The organism is Anaeromyxobacter diazotrophicus (assembly GCF_013340205.1).
Lineage (GTDB): Bacteria > Myxococcota > Myxococcia > Myxococcales > Anaeromyxobacteraceae > Anaeromyxobacter_A > Anaeromyxobacter_A diazotrophicus.
On record NZ_BJTG01000007.1, the window covers coordinates 300,372 to 316,606 of the forward strand.

Consider the following 16,235-nt stretch of genomic DNA (forward strand, 5'->3'; position numbering starts at 1 on the left):
ACCTGCCCCCGACTTCAGACGGCTAGCTGTGCCAGTCCGGTCGTACTGCTAGCGAACTGCATTGGCGTCATATTGTCCAGCGAGCTGTGCGGGCGGACCTCGTTGTAGTCGATCCGGTATGCCTCGATCTTCCTGCGCGCGTCGTCCAGGTGCAGGAACCAGTTCTCGTTCAGGCACTCGTCTCTGAATTTGCCATTGAAGCTCTCGATGTGCCCGTTCTCGGTCGGCTTGCCGGGGCAGATGAAGTCGAGCTTGATGCCGCGTTCGTACGCCCACGCGTCGACCAAGTGGCTCGTGAACTCGGTCCCGTTGTCGACGCGGATCACCTCGGGCTGGCCGTGCACCTCGACCAGCCGCTCGAGGACGCGCACGACGCGGGCAGCCGGCAGCGAGTGGTCGACCTCGATGGCGAGGCACTCGCGGGTGAACGTGTCGACGAGGTTGAGGGTCCTGAACTGGTGCCCGTTCGCCAGCGAGTCCTGGGTGAAGTCCATCGTCCACTGCTGGCGCGGGCGCACCGTCGGCGGCGGCAGCACCCGGACCGACGCCGCGATGCGCTTCCGCTTCTTCCGCCTGACTGCCAAGCCTTCCGCGCGGTACAGCCTGAAGACGAGCTTGTGGTTCACCTCGTGCCCGTCACGCTGCAGGAGGACGTGGAGGCGCCGATAGCCCCAGCGTGGCCGCTGGGCCGCGAACGTCCGCAGCTTCTCCCGGAGCTCTAGCCGCTCCGGGCGCCGTGCGCGGTAGTAGTACGTCGCCGGCGCGAGCCCGACGACGCGGCAGGCCCTACCATTGTTTTCCGAGAAGGTGCTTCAGCCCTTGGATGTCCAGGGCCTGGTCGGCGACCATCGTCTTCAGCCGCCGGTTCTCATCTCGAGCGCCTTGAGCCGCTTGGCGTCGCTGACCTCCAGGCCGCCGTACTTCGACTTCCACCGGTAGAAGGTCGTCTCGGTGACTCCCATCTTCCGGATCACGTCCTGGACCATGGCGCCTGCGTCGACTTCCTGCAGGGCCCGGATGATCTGCTCCTCGGTGAATTTGCTCTTCCGCATCCGTCCTCCACAGTCATGACCTGCCCCCCGAAAACTGGACGGAAATGAGCTTTAGAACTTCGCTTGGCTGAGTCCCTCAGAAAAGGGAGTCGCCGATGCGGAAGTCGAGGTTCGCGGAGGAGCAGATCTCGAACGCGCTGCGGCAGGTGGATGCCGGTGTGCCGGTCGCGGAGCTCTGCAGGAAGCTAGGGATCAGCGAGCCGACCTACTACGCCTGGAAGAAGAAGTACGCTGGGATGGGCGTCGCCGAGATGCGGCGCGTGAAGCAGCTCGAGGACGAGAACCGGCGGCTGAAGCAGCTCGTCGCCGACCTCACGCTCGACAAGCACATGCTGCAGGAGGTCCTCACCCGAAAGATATGAAGCCCGCGGCCGGGCGGCGCCGGGTCGAGTACCTGGTGCAGCGCTTCGGCGTCAGCACGACCCGAGCCTGCGGGCTCGTGAAGCTGGGTAGGTCGACCTGGTACTGGCGGAGCAAGGCGAAGGACACGACGGCGCTCCGGATGCGCCTGCGCGAGGTCGCGGAGGCGCGCCGGCGGTTCGGGTACCGCCGGCTCCATACCATGCTGCGGCGCGAGGGCTGGACCGTGAACCAAAAACGCGTGTACCGGCTGTACCGCATGGAAGGCCTGGGGGTCCGGACGAAGAAGCGGAAGAAGAGAGCCAGCCACCTCCGCGTGATCTTGCCGGCGCCGACGTCCCCGAACGAGCGGTGGAGCATGGACTTCATGCGCGACACCCTCGACGACGGGCGGCCGTTCCGGATCCTCACCGTCGTCGACACCTTCACCCGGGAGTGCCCGTTGCTCGCAGCCGACTTCTCGCTCACCGGCACGCGCGTCGCGGACCTCCTCGACGTACTCGCAAGCCAGCGCGGCTACCCGAAGGCGATCACGGTCGACAACGGTACTCGAAGGCGATGGACTCGTGGGCCTACCGCCGCGGCGTGCAGCTGCAATTCATCCGGCCGGGTAAGCCCATCGAGAACGCGTTCATCGAGAGCTTCAACGGTCGCCTGCGGGACGAGCTGTTGAACGGTGAGCTCTTTATCGGGTTACTTGATGCCCGCCAGAAGCTCGAGACCTGGCGGCGGGACTACAACCAGAACAGGCCTCACGGCTCGCTTGGCGACCTGACGCCGAACGAGTTCGCCAATCAGGTCAGGACGGAGACTCATGCTTTAGGTGAAGTTTCCTAAGGTGAAGTTCCGTCCAGCTTCTGGGGGCAGGTCAAGTCAGTAGAGGACTGGCACTCAGATCCGTCTAGTTTTCGGGGGGCAGGTCACGAACGTGATCGCGAAGATGGATACGGACCACTCGCCGGCTGAGTGCCGAACGTTCGAACTTAAGGAGTACTAAGGGCCGCCCGGTACACCCCGGGGGTCACCCCCGGCGCGCCGCAGAACGAAGAGGGGGTCACGGTATCCCGTAACCCCCTGGCGTTATGTTGGATTTTGGAGCCGACACCCAGAATTGAACTGGGGACCTACTGATTACGAATCAGTTGCTCTACCAGCTGAGCTATGTCGGCGAAGCGGGCGCTTTTTAGCATCGGGGAGCCCGGGTCGCAAGCGGGTCGGCGCGGTCGTGGGGGGCTCGGGGGCTCCGCTTGCCGCAGCGAGTCACTATCGTTCGGCATGGCCAACGTCCGACGGTTCGACTCGAAGGCGGCGCTGGGGCAGCAGCGCGCGGAGCTGCGCCGCAGCGCGCGGGGGAAGGTCCACATCGGCGACGACACCGGCTCCGCGGCCGGCCGGGCGGCCGAGCGGGCGAAGGTGCATCAGCTCCAGGAGGCGGAGCACGAGCGGCGGGAGGCGGCGCGGCCGGAGCCGCTCTCGGCCATCGTCGCCGACCTCGTCACCGACAGCCTGAAGCTCGCCCGCACGCTCGTCAGCGCGCCCTTCCGCATGGCCGCGGCCCTGCGCGGGCGGCGCGAGGCGCACGCCTAGAGGCTGGGCCCGAGGGTCAGGTACACCTGCGTCCCCGCCAGCCCGTCCGACGGCGCGCCCGCGGCGAGCAGCCGGCCGAGCCCGCGGGCGACGCCGAGGCGCAGGTCGGTGCGCAGGTAGTAGCCGAGCACCACCTCGGCCCGCAGCTCGCCGCCCGCGCCGAACCGGAGGTCGCGGAGCGCTCCGAAGCCCGCGCCGCCGCTGGGCGGGGCGGGGACCGCGTTCCCGGCGTCGACGAAGAGCGCGCCGTGCAGCCGGCGCAGCTGGAGCGGCCAGGCGGCGTGCCCGTGCTCCAGGGTCGCGAGCGGGAAGCGCAGCTCCAGGTTGGCGTTCTCGACCGTCGATCCCACCAGCACGCCCCCGGGGTAGCCGCGCAGGGTGTCGCCGGGCACGACCACGCCGCCCAGGATGGGCTGCAGGGCGAGGCCGACCACGTCGGGCGAGGGCACCCCGCCGAGCGTGAACGGCTGGCGCCCGCCGACGGTGCCGCGCGCGATCCCGAGCGCGCCGCGCACCGCCAGCGCGACGTGTCCTCCCAGCCCGAGGTACTGCGTGAGGGAGGCGTGCGCGCTGGCGTAGGTGAAGCTGCCGCCGAGCGCCTGGTCCGCGCCGCGCAGGGTCAGGCTCGCGAGGCGACCCTCCTCGGGCGAGATGGAGCTCACGAAGCGGCGGGCGTCGGTGGCGACGAGGCGCGCCGACCACTCGCTGGCGGTGCCGTCGCGGTAGGCGGCGACGCCGGCCTCGTCGAGGACGGGGGTCCCGCCCAGCGCGCGCAGCCGGCGGGCGCGCCAGCCGAGCGTGAGCGCGGCGGCGCGGTCGAGGTGGGTGTCCGTGAAGGTGAGCCCGGCCGAGAGCGGGACCCAGTCCTCCTCGAGCAGCTCGCGCAGGCCGGGGGTGGTGCCGACGTAGCGCGAGGAGCCGAGGGTGAGCCGCGGGTAGAGCCAGCTCCCCACGTAGGCGACGTCGTAGCCCGCCTCCCGGCTCGAGAAGCCGTACCACCCCTGCGCGACGTAGACGTGGCGCAGGAGCACGTCGGAGCCGCCGGTCAGGACCCCGAGCGTGCTGCCGCCGCCGTCGATCCCGAGCACGGGCAGCCAGAAGGTGGGCCAGGCGGTGTCGAGCGCGCGGTAGGGCCGGTCCGGGAGCGGCGCGGGCGCGGCGGCGGAGGGCGCCTCCGGCCCGCGCAGCGGCCGCGGGCGCGCCGGCGCCGGGTCGCGCCAGGTGGAGCGGTCGAGCGGGATGGAGGCGAGGTCGTAGCCGCGCCGGGAGTAGGAGACGAAGGCGAGCGTCGCCCCGTCCGGCGAGGGCTGCGGCTCGAACGCGCCCAGCTCGACGTTCGTCACCTGCCAGAGCCTGCCCGGGACGCGCCGCCGCCCCGGCGCGGTCGCCGTCGAGTCCACATCCGCGGTCGCCGTCGAGGTCGCGGTCGCGGTCGCAGTCGCGGTCGAGGTCGCGGTCGGGGTCGCGGTCGGGGTCGCGGTCGGGGTCGCGGTCGGGGTCGCGGTCGAGGTCGAGGTCGAGGTCGCCCCGAGCTCGAACGCATACACGTCGTAAACCCCGCTCCGCTCCGACGCGAAGTACAGGATCCCCCCATCCGCCGCCCACGCCGGCCCGAGGTCGATCGCGTCGTCGTCCGTCACGAACGCGAGCTCCCCGTCCTCCCACACCGCCACGTCGCGCCGTCCCGCCTCGGCGAGCTCGAACGCGATCCGCCGTCCGTCGGGGGAGATGCGGGGCGCCCCCACCTGCACCCCCGGCCGCTGGAAGATCGTCTCCGCCGGCCCGCCGGAGAGCCGCCGGCGCCGGAGCGCCATCTCGCCGCCGGGCAGGTGGACCGCGTAGACGAGCGTGTCCCCGTCCGGCCCCAGGTCCGGGTCGGTGGCCCGCTCGCCGTCGCCGAGCGCGCGCCACCGGCCGGTCGTGAGGTCCACCAGCCGCAGGTCGTCGTAGGTGGCGAACTCGCGCCAGACGTCGGTCGCCGCCACCACCGCCTCGCGCGCGGAGCGCACCGCGAGCGTCCCGTTCCCCTCCACGTGGGCGAGTCGCCCCGCGTCGCGCCCGTCGCGGCTCACGAGGCGCAGCCCGGGCCGCTCCTCGGTCCCGGCGTCGAAGTAGACGAGGCCGCTGCCGTCGGGGAGCCAGCGCGGGTGGAGCACCGTCGAGCCGCGCCGGGTGAGCGGCGCGGGCGCTGTCACCGGCGCGCGGCGCACCTCGGCCAGCTCGGCCAGCGCCTGCGCGCGCAGCGCCTCGCCGAAGGCGGCCCAGAGCGCGGGGAGGTCCGCCCCGAAGTGACGCTCGAACAGCGTGTCGAACCGGTAGGGCCAGAGCTGCGAGCCCTGGTCCTTCACGAAGGCGGCGATCGCCGCCGGTCCGGAGCGCTCGCGCAGGAACGCGAAGAAGCGGCCGCCGAGCAGGTAGGCGAGGTTCCCCCGCGGCCAGAGGAACGGCTGCGCCACCGCCTGCTCCAGGCGCGGGAAGGGGCCCTCGAGCGCCAGCGCGCGGGCGTACATGTCGAAGATGGCGTTCGCGTTCCGCCCGCCGTCGGCGCCGCCCTCGGCGTCCGCCTCGTGCAGCACCGCGAGCCCCTCCACGAGCAGCGACGGGGCGAACCCCGAGGGCGCCCACAGCTTGCCGAAGACCTCGTTCAAGGCGCGCGGGAGCCCCTCGATGGTGTCGAGGTGCAGGATGTGGACGTACTCGTGGGTGACGAGCGCCTCGACCCAGTCGCGCTCGTCGTCGAGCTCCGAGCGCGGCGCGGGCGGGACCGCGTAGAGGCGGATGGTCGCGTAGGGCAGCGGCGTCGCCGAGCCGTTCGCGTCGTCCGCGTCGTCGGAGAGGACGATCTCCGTCCCGCCGCGCGGCGCCGCGGCGAGCGCCGGCACGAGCAGGGCGTGGGCGCGCTCGGCCGCCGCCGCCACCCGCTGGGCCAGCGCCTCCTCGCCCTGGTGGAAGTGGACGCGGAAGTGCTCGGTGGCGATCGTGCGAAAGCGCAAGCCGGGGGCGTAGGGCTGGGCGGCGGCGGGCGCGGCGAGCGCCAGCGCGAGCAGCCCCGGCGCGAGCCGGGCGAGGGCGAGGGCGCGCGGGCGGGCGAGGCTCACGGCGGCGACGGCACGCGCCGGGCGCGGCGGCGGGCGGGGGCGGCGTGCTCGGCGAGGAACCGCTCCACCCGCTCGCCGACCAGCTCCGGGCGCTCGAGCGGCCCGGTGTGGGTGGCGTCCGGCAGGACGAGCAGCTCGCTCCCGGGGATGGCGGCGTGCATGGCCCGCGAGCGCTCGAGCGGGGTCCAGGTGTCGCGCTCGCCCGCCACGATGAGCGTCGGGACGTCCACCGCCGGCAGGTGCGGCGTCGCGTCGTGCCGGCCGGCGCTCGCGAGCATGCGCACGAACACCTGCGGGTCGATCCCGGCCACGTCGTCCAGGTACCGCTGCAGATCGGCGCGGGGGAGGAGGTGCCGGTTCACCTCGAACCAGCGGCCGAGCTCGAGCGCCACCGGGGTCGGCACGAGGTGCTCGAACACCCAGCGCGCCTCGGCGGGCCGCTCCACCACGAGCTGCTTCAGGAGCGGGAAGACCGCCTCCAGGAGCGGCCGCCCGTGCCAGGTGTGGAGCGGCCGGCCCGGGGAGCCGCACAGGAGGACGAGGCCGCGCACGCGGCGCGGGGCGCGCCGGTGCGCCTCCAGGCACACCTGCACGCCCACCGAGTGGCCGGCCAGCACCGCCGACGGCAGCCGGGCCGCGTCCATCACCGCGAGCAGGTCGTCCACCGCGTCGCCGAGCGTGGTGCGCGCGAGGTCCCTCGGCCGCTCGGTCCGGCCGTGACCCCGGTAATTCCAGTGCGCCACGCGGCGGTGCGCCGCGAGCCGGGGGTAGAGGTCGCGCCAGATGAAGCCGGCGCAGGCGATCCCGTCCACCAGCACCACCGGCGGCGCGCCCCGCCCGGCGGCGCGCCACCAGATGCGGGTCCCGTCGGCGGCCGTCGCGAAGCTCTCCACGAACTCTCCTCGCCGCGTGCTCCCGGGGGCGCGGGATGTTAGGACAGGGGGCCGGGCGCGGCAATCGGAGAGAGGCATGGCGGAGGCGAGTCACCACCACGCGGCACACGGGCACGACCACGCGCACGTCGCGCACGCCCACGCCCACCACCACGCGGCGCACGGCCCGTCGGAGGCCGGCAGCGCGCGCCGGCTGGCGGTCTCGCTCGGCGTCGCCTCCGTCATCATGGCGGCCGAGGCGCTCGGCGGGTGGCTCTCGGGCTCCCTGGCGCTCATCTCCGACGCCGGCCACATGCTCACCGACGTGGCGGCGCTGGCGCTGGCGCTCCTGGCGGTGCAGTTCGGCGCGCGCCCGGCCGACCAGAAACGCACCTTCGGCTTCCGCCGCCTGGAGGTGCTGGCGGCCCAGATCAACGTGGCGACGCTGCTCGGGCTCACCGCCTGGATCGGCTGGGAGGCGCTCGACCGCCTGCGGCACCCGCACCCGCCGATCGGGTTCGCGCTCATGGCCGGCACCGCCACGGTGGGCGTGCTCGGCAACAGCGTCATCCTGGTCTGGCTGCGCGGCGACCACAACCTCAACACCCGCTCCGCCTTCCTGCACGTGCTCGGCGACGCGGTGGCCTCGCTGGCGGTGCTGGTGGGCGCAGGGGCGATGTGGCTCCGGCCGGACCTCGCCTGGATCGACCCTGTGCTGTCGCTCGCCATCGCGCTCCTCATCCTGTGGGGCGCGGTCAGGCTGGTGGTCGAGATCTCGGACATCCTCATGGAGGCGGTGCCGCGGCACCTCGACGTCGAGGAGATCACCGAGGTGATGTCCACCGCCGAGGAGGGCGTGGTGGCGGTCCACGACCTCCACGTCTGGACCATCTCGAGCGGCCTCTACGCGCTCTCGGCGCACCTCGTCATCCACGTGGACGCGGTGGGGCGGAACGACGCCATCCTGACCTCGGTGAAGGCGGTGCTGCGCCGCAGGTTCGGGATCGACCACACCACCCTGCAGATCGAGTCGGTGGACTACGCACACGTGGACGACGTGCACCAGCATTAGAGCGGGGCGTGCCGCCCCCGCCCCATCCAGCGAAGCTGGCTGAGGCCCCACTCGGCTGCGGGGGCCACCTCCCGCTCGGACGTTTCGGCTCGCGGCGAGAGCGCGCGGACGCCGTGCTATACCCATCCCGTGCGCTCCCTCTTCGCGCTCCGCCCCGTCGCGGCCGTGCACCGGCTGCCACCCCGCAGCCAGGCGTGCCCGCTCTCGCTCCGCGACATCCTGCGCGGCCTGGCGGGGCGCGCGCGGGGGTTGCCGCTCTTCGTGGCGCCGGTCCCGGCCGTCGCCCGGGCGGCGCTGGTGGCGGCGCAGGAGGCGCGGGCGGTGGTGGGGGTGGCGCTCGCCGCCGGCGCCGCGCCGGAGCCCTGGTTCGAGGCGCTCGCGCGCGCCGCCGACGAGCTCGCGCCGCGCCTGCCCTTCTTCGCCTCGGCCGAGGTGGTGGTCGAGGACGGCGAGGAGGGGCTGGAGCGCGCCCACGCCGGCGCGCACCGCCTGGTCGAGGCGGGCGTGACGCACCTCGCGGTGGACGTGGCCGCGGTCGCGCCGGCGCGCCGAGCCCAGGCGGCGGCGCGGGTGGCCGGGGTCGCCGCCGAGCGCGAGCTGGCGGTGGAGTGCGTGATCGCGCCCGACGCGCTCGACCCGGCCGCGGCCACCGCCTTCCTGGAGGAGTTCGAGGGGTGGGGCGTTCGCGCCGACCTGGTCGGCCTCCGCTGCGCCGACGCGGCGCTCCCCGGCGAGGCGCAGCGGCAGCGCGGCGCGATGGACGCCCTCGCGGGCGCGCTCGATCGCCCGGTGCTGCGGCGCGGGGGCCTCGGCTCCGGCGCCGCGGGGGCGTTTCGCGGCGGGCGGCTGCGCCTGTGCGAGGACGGCGGGGCGGCGCTCGCCGCGGGCTGGCGCGCCCTGCCGGCCGTGCTGCGCGAGCGCGGGCCCGGCCGCGGCGAGCAGCTCCTCGCCGCCTCAGACGCCGAGCGCATCGAGGCGCTCGCCTACTCCGAGGCGGCCGCGCTCATCGAGGCGCTGGGCGCCGAGGGCACCGCCCCCGAGCTGGTGGCGGCGCTCGGGGTGCGCCGGTGAGGATCGTGGCGGGCGCCGCGCGGGGCCGCGCGCTGCGCGCGCCGGCCGGCGCCGGGACGCGCCCCACGAGCGACAAGGTGCGCGGGGCCGTCTTCAACCTGCTCGGGCAGTTCTTCGACGGCGGCGCGGTGCTCGACCTGTACGCGGGCAGCGGGGCGCTGGCGCTGGAGGCGCTCTCGCGCGGCTGCACCCGCGCCGTGTGCGTCGAGCAGGAGCGCGCCGCCGCCGCCGCCATCGCCCGCAACGCCGAGGCGTGCGGCTTCGCCGGACAGGTGGAGGTGCGGCGCGAGCCGGTGATGGCCGCGCTCCCCCGGCTGCCGCGCGGCGCCTTCGCGCTCGCCTTCCTCGACCCACCGTACGCGACCGGGCCCGAGGAGGCGCTGGCGGCGCTCGGGCCGCTGCTCGCGCCGGGCGGGGTGGCGGTGGCCGAGCACGACGCGCGCCGCCCGCCCGCCGAGCGGTACGCTGCGCTCGCGCTGGCCGACCGGCGCGCTTACGGCGACACCGGCATCTCGATCTACCGGGCCAGCTAGCCGACCCGCGCAGGAGGTCCGCATGGAGCAGCCGAAGAGCACCTTGAGCCGCCCGAGCCGGGCGCCGGGGATCGTCCTCCTCGTGGCCGTGATCGCCGGGGCGGGCGCCCTGGGCTGGTGGCTGCGCTCGCGGCAGCCGCCCCCGCCGCCCGGCGCGCCGGCCGCCGCGCCCGCGCCGTCCGCGGCCGCCCCGGACGCGGGTCCCGACGCCCCCCCGCCCAGCCCGGCCGACCAGCGCGCGCTCGTCGAGGCCATGTCGGGGAACGCGCTCTTCCGGCGCTGGGTCGGGGAGGGCGACCTCCTCCGCCGCTGGGTGGTGGTGACGGACAACCTGGCCGAGGGCGTGTCGCCGCGCGCGCAGCTCGGGGCGCTCGCGCCGGAGCGGCCCTTCTCGGTGCTGGAGCAGGGCGGCGAGACGGTCATCGCGCCCGCCGCCTACCACCGGTACGACGACGTGGGGGACGTGGTGGCCTCCCTCGACGCGGCCGCGGCGGCGCGCTGCTACCGCGCCCTGCACGGCATGCTGGCGGCGGGCTACCGGGCGCTCGGCTATCCCGGCGCCGATCTCGACGCGGTCACCGCGCGCGCGCTGCGGCGCCTCGCCGACGCGCCCGCGAAGGACGGGCCGATCGCCGTCCGCAAGGAGGAGGGCGCCTACGTGTTCGCGGACGAGCGGCTGGAGGCGCTCGGGCCGGTCGAGAAGCACCTCCTGCGCATGGGGCCGCGGAACGCCAGGATCGTGCAGGCGAAGGCGCGCGAGCTGCTGGTCGCGCTCGGGATGAGCGCCTCGGGGAACGCGCCGCGGTAGGGTGACGGTTACGCTGGCTTCACGACCCGTCCCGCGTCAGGATGCCCGGTCATGCCCCGCCTCGCCATCTACCCCGGCTCGTTCGACCCCCTCACGCACGGCCACCTCTCGCTCATTCACCGCGGGCTCAAGATCTTCGACGGCCTGGTGGTGGCGGTGGCGAACAACCCCGACAAGCACCCGCTCTTCACCTTCCAGGAGCGGATGGAGCTCATCCGCGCCGCGGTGGGCGCGGACGCGCGCGTCGAGGTGGACAGCTTCGACGGCCTGCTCGTCGACTACGCCAAGAAGCGCGGCGTCCACACCGTGCTGCGCGGGCTGCGCGCCGTCTCCGACTTCGAGTACGAGTTCCAGCTCGCCAACATGAACCGCAAGCTCGACCCCGAGTTCGACAGCGTGTTCGTCATGACGGGCGAGGACTACTTCTACGTCTCGGCGCGGCTCGTCCGCGAGGTGGCGCGCTTCGGCGGGGACGTGTCGGCGCTCGTCCCGCCCAACGTGCTCGCCGCGCTCGACCGGAAGTTCAAGAAGGCGGGCGGCCGGTAGGGCCTTGTCGTTTCGAGCCGATCCGGTACGCTCCTCCGCCGACCTCCCACCACCCCGCCGCGCGCCTCCGGCGCGCAGGAGCCGCACGCGATGAGCCGCCCCGCCCTCCACCCGCTCGCGAAGGCCGCCAACGACGCCCTCGCCAAGGACTGCCCGGTCCTGCTCGAGCTGCTCTCCGAGCGCGGCAAGCGCTTCTTCTTCCCGGCCAAGGGCATCCTGGCCCAGGGCGCCGAGGCGAAGCAGAAGGCGAAGACGGCCAACGCGACGGTCGGCATCGCCACCGAGAACGGCGCGCCGATGCACCTCGCCTGCATCAGCCGCTACTACCAGGGGCTCACGCCGGCCGAGGTGTTCGACTACACGCCCAGCTACGGCAAGCCCGAGCTGCGCACGCTGTGGGCGAAGAAGCAGCGCGCCGAGGCGCCGGCGCTGGGCGACCACCCGCTCTCGAACCCGGTGGTCACGAACGCGCTCACCCACGGCCTGGGCCTCGTGGGCGACCTCTTCCTCGACCCGGGCGACCAGGTCCTCACGCCCGACCTCATGTGGGAGAACTACAACCTCTCCTGGGAGACGCGGCTCGAGGCCGAGTTCAACTACTTCCCCTTCTTCGACGAGAAGCTGACCGGCTTCAACCTCGCCGGCTTCAAGACCGCGCTGGCGAAGCACCGGGGGCGGAAGCTGGTGGTCTCCCTCAACTTCCCGAACAACCCCTCCGGCTACACCCCCACCCGCGCCGAGGCCGACGCCATCGCCGCCGCGCTCGGCGCCGAGGCCGAGGCGGGGACGAAGCTCGTGGTGGTGGTGGACGACGCCTACTACGGGATGTTCTACGAGGAGGGCCTCCAGACCGAGTCCATCTTCGGGAAGCTCGTCCGCAGCTCGCCCAACCTCCTCGCCATCAAGATCGACGGCGCCACCAAGGAGGAGTTCGTCTGGGGGCTGCGGGTCGGCTTCGTCACCTTCGGCGTGAAGAACGGCACCGCCGCCGCCTACAAGGCGCTCGAGGACAAGACCGCCGGCCTCATCCGCGCCTACGTCTCGAACATCTCCAACCCCTCGCAGTCCATCGTGCTGAAGGCGCTCGGCGACCCCGAGTTCCGCGCCCAGCAGGCGGAGAAGGTGGCGGTGCTGCGCGGGCGGGCCAAGGTGGTGGCGCAGGAGTGCCGCCGCCCCGAGTACGCCGACTGCTGGGACGTGTACCCCTTCAACAGCGGCTACTTCATGTGCTTGCGCGTGAAGGGCGCCGGGGCGGACGCGGTGCGCCTGCGCCTCCTCGAGGACCATGGCGTCGGCACCATCGCGCTCGGCGAGCGCGAGCTGCGGGTCGCCTTCTCCTGCCTCACCGAGCAACAGATCCCGAACGTCTTCTCGGCCGCGGCCAAGGCGGTGCGGGCGGTGCGCGGGAAGTAGGGCGCGCGCCTCCCTGCACCTTCACGCTTCGGGAAAGCCGAAGCGATCCTGCCGAATTTCTGCCGTTGTCTCCGCCGCCCGGACCTGCGATAGGGTCGGGGAGGCCGGAGGCGCGACCGCGTCCGCGGCCGCGCGGAAGATCGTCCCCGGCCTCCCGCGTTCAACGCTCGCCCTCGACGCTCGCCTACCGCTCCGACCATGCGCCTCGACCTCGTCTCCCGTCTCACCGCGGCCTCGCTCCGGCGCTGGCGCGTCTTCCTCGCCGGCGCCGTGCTGGCGAGCGTGGCGTCGTTCTGGCTCGCCTCCCACCTCGAGATCCGCTCCAGCTTCGAGGAGCTCCTCCCGGAGGACGTGCCGAGCGTGCGCCACGCGAAGGAGCTCGCCCGGCGCGTCGGCGGCGACGGCACGATCCTGGTCGAGGTCGAGTCGCTCGACGGGCCCGGGGGGCTCGCGCGCGCCGAGGCCATGGCGGTGAAGCTGACCGAGGACTTCCGCGCCCTGCGCCCGGACGTCATCCGCGCGGTCGAGTCGGACGTGCGGCCGGTCGAGCGCTGGTACACCGATCACTGGCCGATGTTCCTGCCCCTGGACACGCTCCGGCAGGCGCAGCGCGACCTCGTGGGCGCGCTCGGCAGCGCCAAGGCCAAGCTGAACCCGGCGATGAACCTCCTCGGCGAGGACGAGGACGCGCTGCCCGCGGGCGAGCTCCGCCTCGACCTGTCGCGGCGGGAGGGACTCGGGGACCTCCTCGATCCGACGAAGCCGGGGCCGCGCGAGCAGGTCGCGAAGCGCTTCGAGCGGTTCGCGGACGGCTTCATGGTCCACCCGGATCGGCGCTCGGTCACCATCCTGCTGCGCCCGACCGGCACCAGCCTCGGCGTGGGCGAGGTCCGGGTGGTGCTCGACCGGATCCGCGCCACCATCGACCGGCACCAGCCGGAGCTGAAGGCCGACCGGCTCTACGTCGGGGTCGGCGGCAGCTACGCCATCCTGCTCGCCGAGTACGAGTCCATCGTGAAGGACGCGGCCATCTCGTTCGCGATCGTGATGGCGCTCGTGCTGCTCTCGATCGTGGCGTTCTACCGCGAGATCCGGCCGGTGCTGGCGCTGGCGGGTGCGCTGCTGGCCGGGATCGCCGCCACCTTCGGCCTCACCTGGCTGGTCATCGGGTACCTCAACACGCAGACCGCCTTCCTGGGCTCGATCGTGGTGGGGACCGGCGTCAACTACGGGATCGTCTACCTGGCGCGGGTGAGCCAGCTGCGGCGGCGCGGCGCCTCGCTGGAGGAGGCCTGCCAGGAGGGGGCGAGCGCCGCGGTCAAGGGCACGCTCCTCGCCTCGGTCGGAACCAGCGTCGCGTTCGGCACGCTGCTCGTCGCCACCAACCGCGGCTTCCGCCACTTCGGGTTCATCGGCGGGGTGGGCGTCCTCCTGTGCTGGGTCGCCACCTTCGCGCTGATCCCGGCCCTCCTCGCGGCGCTGGAGCGCCTCCGGCCCTACCGGGCCCCGGCGGCCGCCGCCTCGGTGGACCGCGGCAGCCTGCTCATCGACCGCCTGCTCCGGCGCCCGCGCGCCATCGCGGCCGGGTTCGCGGTGCTCACCGCCGCGTCGCTCGCCGTCTTCGTCTGGCACCTGCCGAACGCGATGGAGCGCAACCTCGACAACCTCACCAACGACGCCACCGGCGGCGAGGAGCTGCGCCGCGACCACGCGCGGGCCCGCGAGGCCCTCGGGACGTCGGTGGCGGGCGCCATCGCGCTCCTGCCGACGCGCGACGGGGCGGACGCCTACTGCGACGCGCTCCGGCAGCGGATGAAGGAGCAGCCGCGGCTCGCGCAGCTCATCGAGAGCTGCGAGACGGTCGCCACCGTGATCCCCTCGCACCAGGAGGAGAAGCTCGCCATCCTGCGCGACCTCGGCGACCGGCTCACCGATCGCGTCCTCGCGCACCTCCCGGCGGACCAGGCGCGCCGCGCGCGCGAGATCCGGGCGCAGCTGGCGGAGCAGCGGCTCCTCGGCGACGACGAGGGGCCGCCGTCGCTCGTGGACCAGTACCGCGAGCGCGACGGGACCGTCGGGCGGCTCGCGTTCGTCCGCGCGCGCGGCGACGCGAAGCTCGAGCTCGGCCCCAACCTGCGGGCGTACGCCGCGGGCGTGCGCGACGTCCCGGTGGCCGGGGGGAAGTACGACGCGGCCGGGGCGGACATCGTGGTGGCCGACCTGCTCGAGGACATCGAGCGGCAGGGGCCGCGGGTCACGCTCCTCTCCTTCCTGTGCGTCTGCGCGCTGGTGGTGGTGTTCTTCCGGACCCGGGCGCGGAGCGCGCTCCTCCTGCTCTCGCTCGGCTCGGGCGTCGCCCTCATGGCGGGCTTCGCCACCGTGACCGGCATCAAGATCAACTTCTTCAACTTCATCGTCTTCCCGATCACGTTCGGGATCGCGGTCGACTACGGCGCGAACGTCCTCTCGCGCATGGTCTCCCGGAGGAACGTCGCGCCCGCGCTGAAGGAGGTGGGCGGCGCGGTCATCCTGTGCTCCTGGACCACCATCGTCGGCTACGGGTCGCTCATCCTGTCGTTCAACCGCGCCCTGCGGTCGTTCGGCTGGTACGCCATGCTGGGCGAGCTGACCACGCTCGTCACCGCGATCGTGCTCCTGCCCGCCCTGGCGAAGCTCTTCCCCGGCGAGTCCTGGATGGCGCGCCCCGGCGAGGCGATCCTGGGCGAGGACGATCCGCCGGCCGCGGCCGACGGGGACGACCGGCGCGCGGCGGGGTGAGCGGCCGGCGCGCGGGGGCGGTCCGTCACGCGGCCCGGCGCGCCACCGCCACGCACCCCACCACCGCCGCCGCCACGATCCAGAGGACCGGCGGCACCGCCTCCCCGAGGAGCAGCGCCGAGAGCGCCAGGCTGAGGAACGGCTGCAGGAGCTGCACCTGCCCGACGCGGGCGATGCCGCCCAGCGCCAGGCCGCGATACCAGGCGAAGAAGCCGAGGAACATGCTGACCAGGCTCTGGTACCCGAAGGCGGCCCAGCTCGACGCGGGCACCGGGCCGTGGGGGCGCGTGGCCCACACCGGCCAGGGCAAGAGCGGCAGGGCGAGGACGAGCGCCCAGGAGATGGTCTGCCAGCTGCCCAGCGTGCGCGCCGCCTTCCCCCCCGCGACGTAGCCGAACGCGACCAGGACGACCGCGGCCAGCATGAGGGCGTCGCCGCGGGAGAGCCGGAGCGGCGCGCCCGCCCCGCCGGCGCGCCACAGCGCGAAGCCGACCACCAGCGCGCAGCCGGCAGCCGAGGCCGCCCAGAACGCGGGGCCGTGCCGCTCGCGCGCGAGGAGCGCCGCCACCGCGGCGGTGAGGAGCGGGGCCGTGCCGAGGATGACCGAGGCGTGCGCCGCGGGCATGTCGCGCAGGGCGAGCGTCGAGAGCACCGGGAAGCCGAGCACCACCCCGCCCACCACCAGCGCGAGCCAGCGCCACTCCAGGCCCGCCGGCGCGCGGGGGCGGCGCCAGGTGAGGAGGAGCGCCGAGAGGATCCCCGCCACGAGCGCCCGGCCCAGGCTCACGAAGAGCGGGTCGAGGTGCAGCGCCGCCATCCGCGCGGTGGGCAGGGAGCCGGCGAAGGTGAGGATGCCCAGGAACCCCCAGGCCAGGCCGCGGCGGACGGCGGCGGGCGAGGGGCCCGCGCCGGCGTCGCCGCGCGGGGGGGCGGCTGGGGGCGGTCCGGCGGCGGGGCGCATGGGGGGTGGGCTCTAGCCCGGCGGCAGGCGGCCTGTCGAGCGAATCGCGGGCGCGCGGAGCGCGCGCGGACGCGTTCCAGCCCC

At 74.0% G+C, this 16,235-nt stretch carries 11 protein-coding genes, 1 tRNA gene and 2 pseudogenes; 9 read left to right on the top strand and 5 right to left on the bottom strand.

The genetic code is table 11. The features are described 5' to 3' along the window. Positions 1-17: 17 nt before the first annotated feature. Positions 18-1,052 (bottom strand): annotated as a pseudogene (locus HWY08_RS15910) (transposase); the annotation flags it as partial. 95 nt (positions 1,053-1,147) lie between these two features. Between HWY08_RS15910 and HWY08_RS15915 the strand changes: the two are divergent. Further along, positions 1,148-2,249 (top strand): annotated as a pseudogene (locus HWY08_RS15915) (IS3 family transposase). A gap of 256 nt (positions 2,250-2,505) precedes the next feature. Here HWY08_RS15915 and HWY08_RS15920 read toward each other — a convergent pair. Beyond that, a tRNA-Thr gene (locus HWY08_RS15920) sits at positions 2,506-2,581 on the bottom strand. A gap of 106 nt (positions 2,582-2,687) precedes the next feature. On the opposite strand from HWY08_RS15920, the gene HWY08_RS15925 reads away from it, so the two are divergent. Continuing rightward, positions 2,688-2,999: a translation initiation factor IF-2 gene (locus tag HWY08_RS15925; protein WP_176066952.1), complete on the top strand. Its 312-nt coding sequence runs from the start codon at positions 2,688-2,690 to the stop codon at positions 2,997-2,999. On the opposite strand, the gene HWY08_RS15930 is transcribed toward HWY08_RS15925, so the two are convergent. Together HWY08_RS15930 and HWY08_RS15935 are read right to left on the bottom strand one after the other, a co-directional pair. Continuing rightward, the gene (locus HWY08_RS15930) at positions 2,996-6,097 is read right to left on the bottom strand and encodes a BamA/TamA family outer membrane protein (protein WP_176066954.1); all 3,102 of its coding nucleotides are present in this window, start codon (positions 6,095-6,097) and stop codon (positions 2,996-2,998) included. The two genes, HWY08_RS15925 and HWY08_RS15930, sit on opposite strands and share 4 nt — an antisense overlap. Further along, complete coding sequence (locus tag HWY08_RS15935) at positions 6,094-6,990, bottom strand: alpha/beta fold hydrolase (protein ID WP_176066956.1); 897 nt, start codon at positions 6,988-6,990, stop codon at positions 6,094-6,096. The genes HWY08_RS15930 and HWY08_RS15935 overlap by 4 nt, the downstream gene beginning before the upstream one ends. A gap of 76 nt (positions 6,991-7,066) precedes the next feature. Between HWY08_RS15935 and HWY08_RS15940 the strand changes: the two genes are divergently transcribed. The 7 genes from HWY08_RS15940 (at position 7,067) to HWY08_RS15970 (ending at position 15,190) form a co-directional block, all read left to right on the top strand. Next, positions 7,067-8,041, top strand: a complete 975-nt coding sequence (locus HWY08_RS15940; RefSeq protein WP_176066958.1) for a cation diffusion facilitator family transporter — start codon at positions 7,067-7,069, stop codon at positions 8,039-8,041. Between the two features lie 129 nt (positions 8,042-8,170). Next, positions 8,171-9,112, top strand: coding sequence for a hypothetical protein (locus HWY08_RS15945; protein WP_176066960.1), 942 nt, complete (start codon positions 8,171-8,173; stop codon positions 9,110-9,112). Beyond that, on the top strand, positions 9,109-9,645 hold the full coding sequence (gene rsmD / locus HWY08_RS15950) for a 16S rRNA (guanine(966)-N(2))-methyltransferase RsmD (protein ID WP_176066962.1): 537 nt from the start codon (positions 9,109-9,111) through the stop codon (positions 9,643-9,645). The genes HWY08_RS15945 and rsmD overlap by 4 nt, the downstream gene beginning before the upstream one ends. A gap of 22 nt (positions 9,646-9,667) precedes the next feature. Next, positions 9,668-10,453 (top strand): DUF3014 domain-containing protein, encoded by a 786-nt coding sequence (locus tag HWY08_RS15955; protein ID WP_176066964.1) that lies wholly within the window; start codon positions 9,668-9,670, stop codon positions 10,451-10,453. A gap of 51 nt (positions 10,454-10,504) precedes the next feature. Continuing rightward, entirely contained in the window at positions 10,505-10,999 is a 495-nt protein-coding gene (coaD, locus tag HWY08_RS15960; RefSeq protein ID WP_176066966.1) for a pantetheine-phosphate adenylyltransferase, read from the top strand. Positions 11,000-11,089: 90 nt separating this feature from the next. Next, positions 11,090-12,412 carry an aminotransferase class I/II-fold pyridoxal phosphate-dependent enzyme gene (locus HWY08_RS15965; RefSeq protein ID WP_176066968.1) on the top strand — a complete coding sequence of 441 codons (1,323 nt, stop codon included), beginning with the start codon at positions 11,090-11,092 and terminating at the stop codon, positions 12,410-12,412. A 198-nt stretch (positions 12,413-12,610) separates the two neighbouring features. Continuing rightward, positions 12,611-15,190 carry an efflux RND transporter permease subunit gene (locus HWY08_RS15970; RefSeq protein WP_176066970.1) on the top strand — a complete coding sequence of 860 codons (2,580 nt, stop codon included), beginning with the start codon at positions 12,611-12,613 and terminating at the stop codon, positions 15,188-15,190. 25 nt (positions 15,191-15,215) lie between these two features. Here the strand turns inward: HWY08_RS15970 and HWY08_RS15975 are convergent, their stop codons facing one another. Beyond that, the gene (locus HWY08_RS15975) at positions 15,216-16,151 is read right to left on the bottom strand and encodes a DMT family transporter (RefSeq protein WP_176066972.1); all 936 of its coding nucleotides are present in this window, start codon (positions 16,149-16,151) and stop codon (positions 15,216-15,218) included. Between the last annotated feature and the right edge of the window lie 84 nt (positions 16,152-16,235).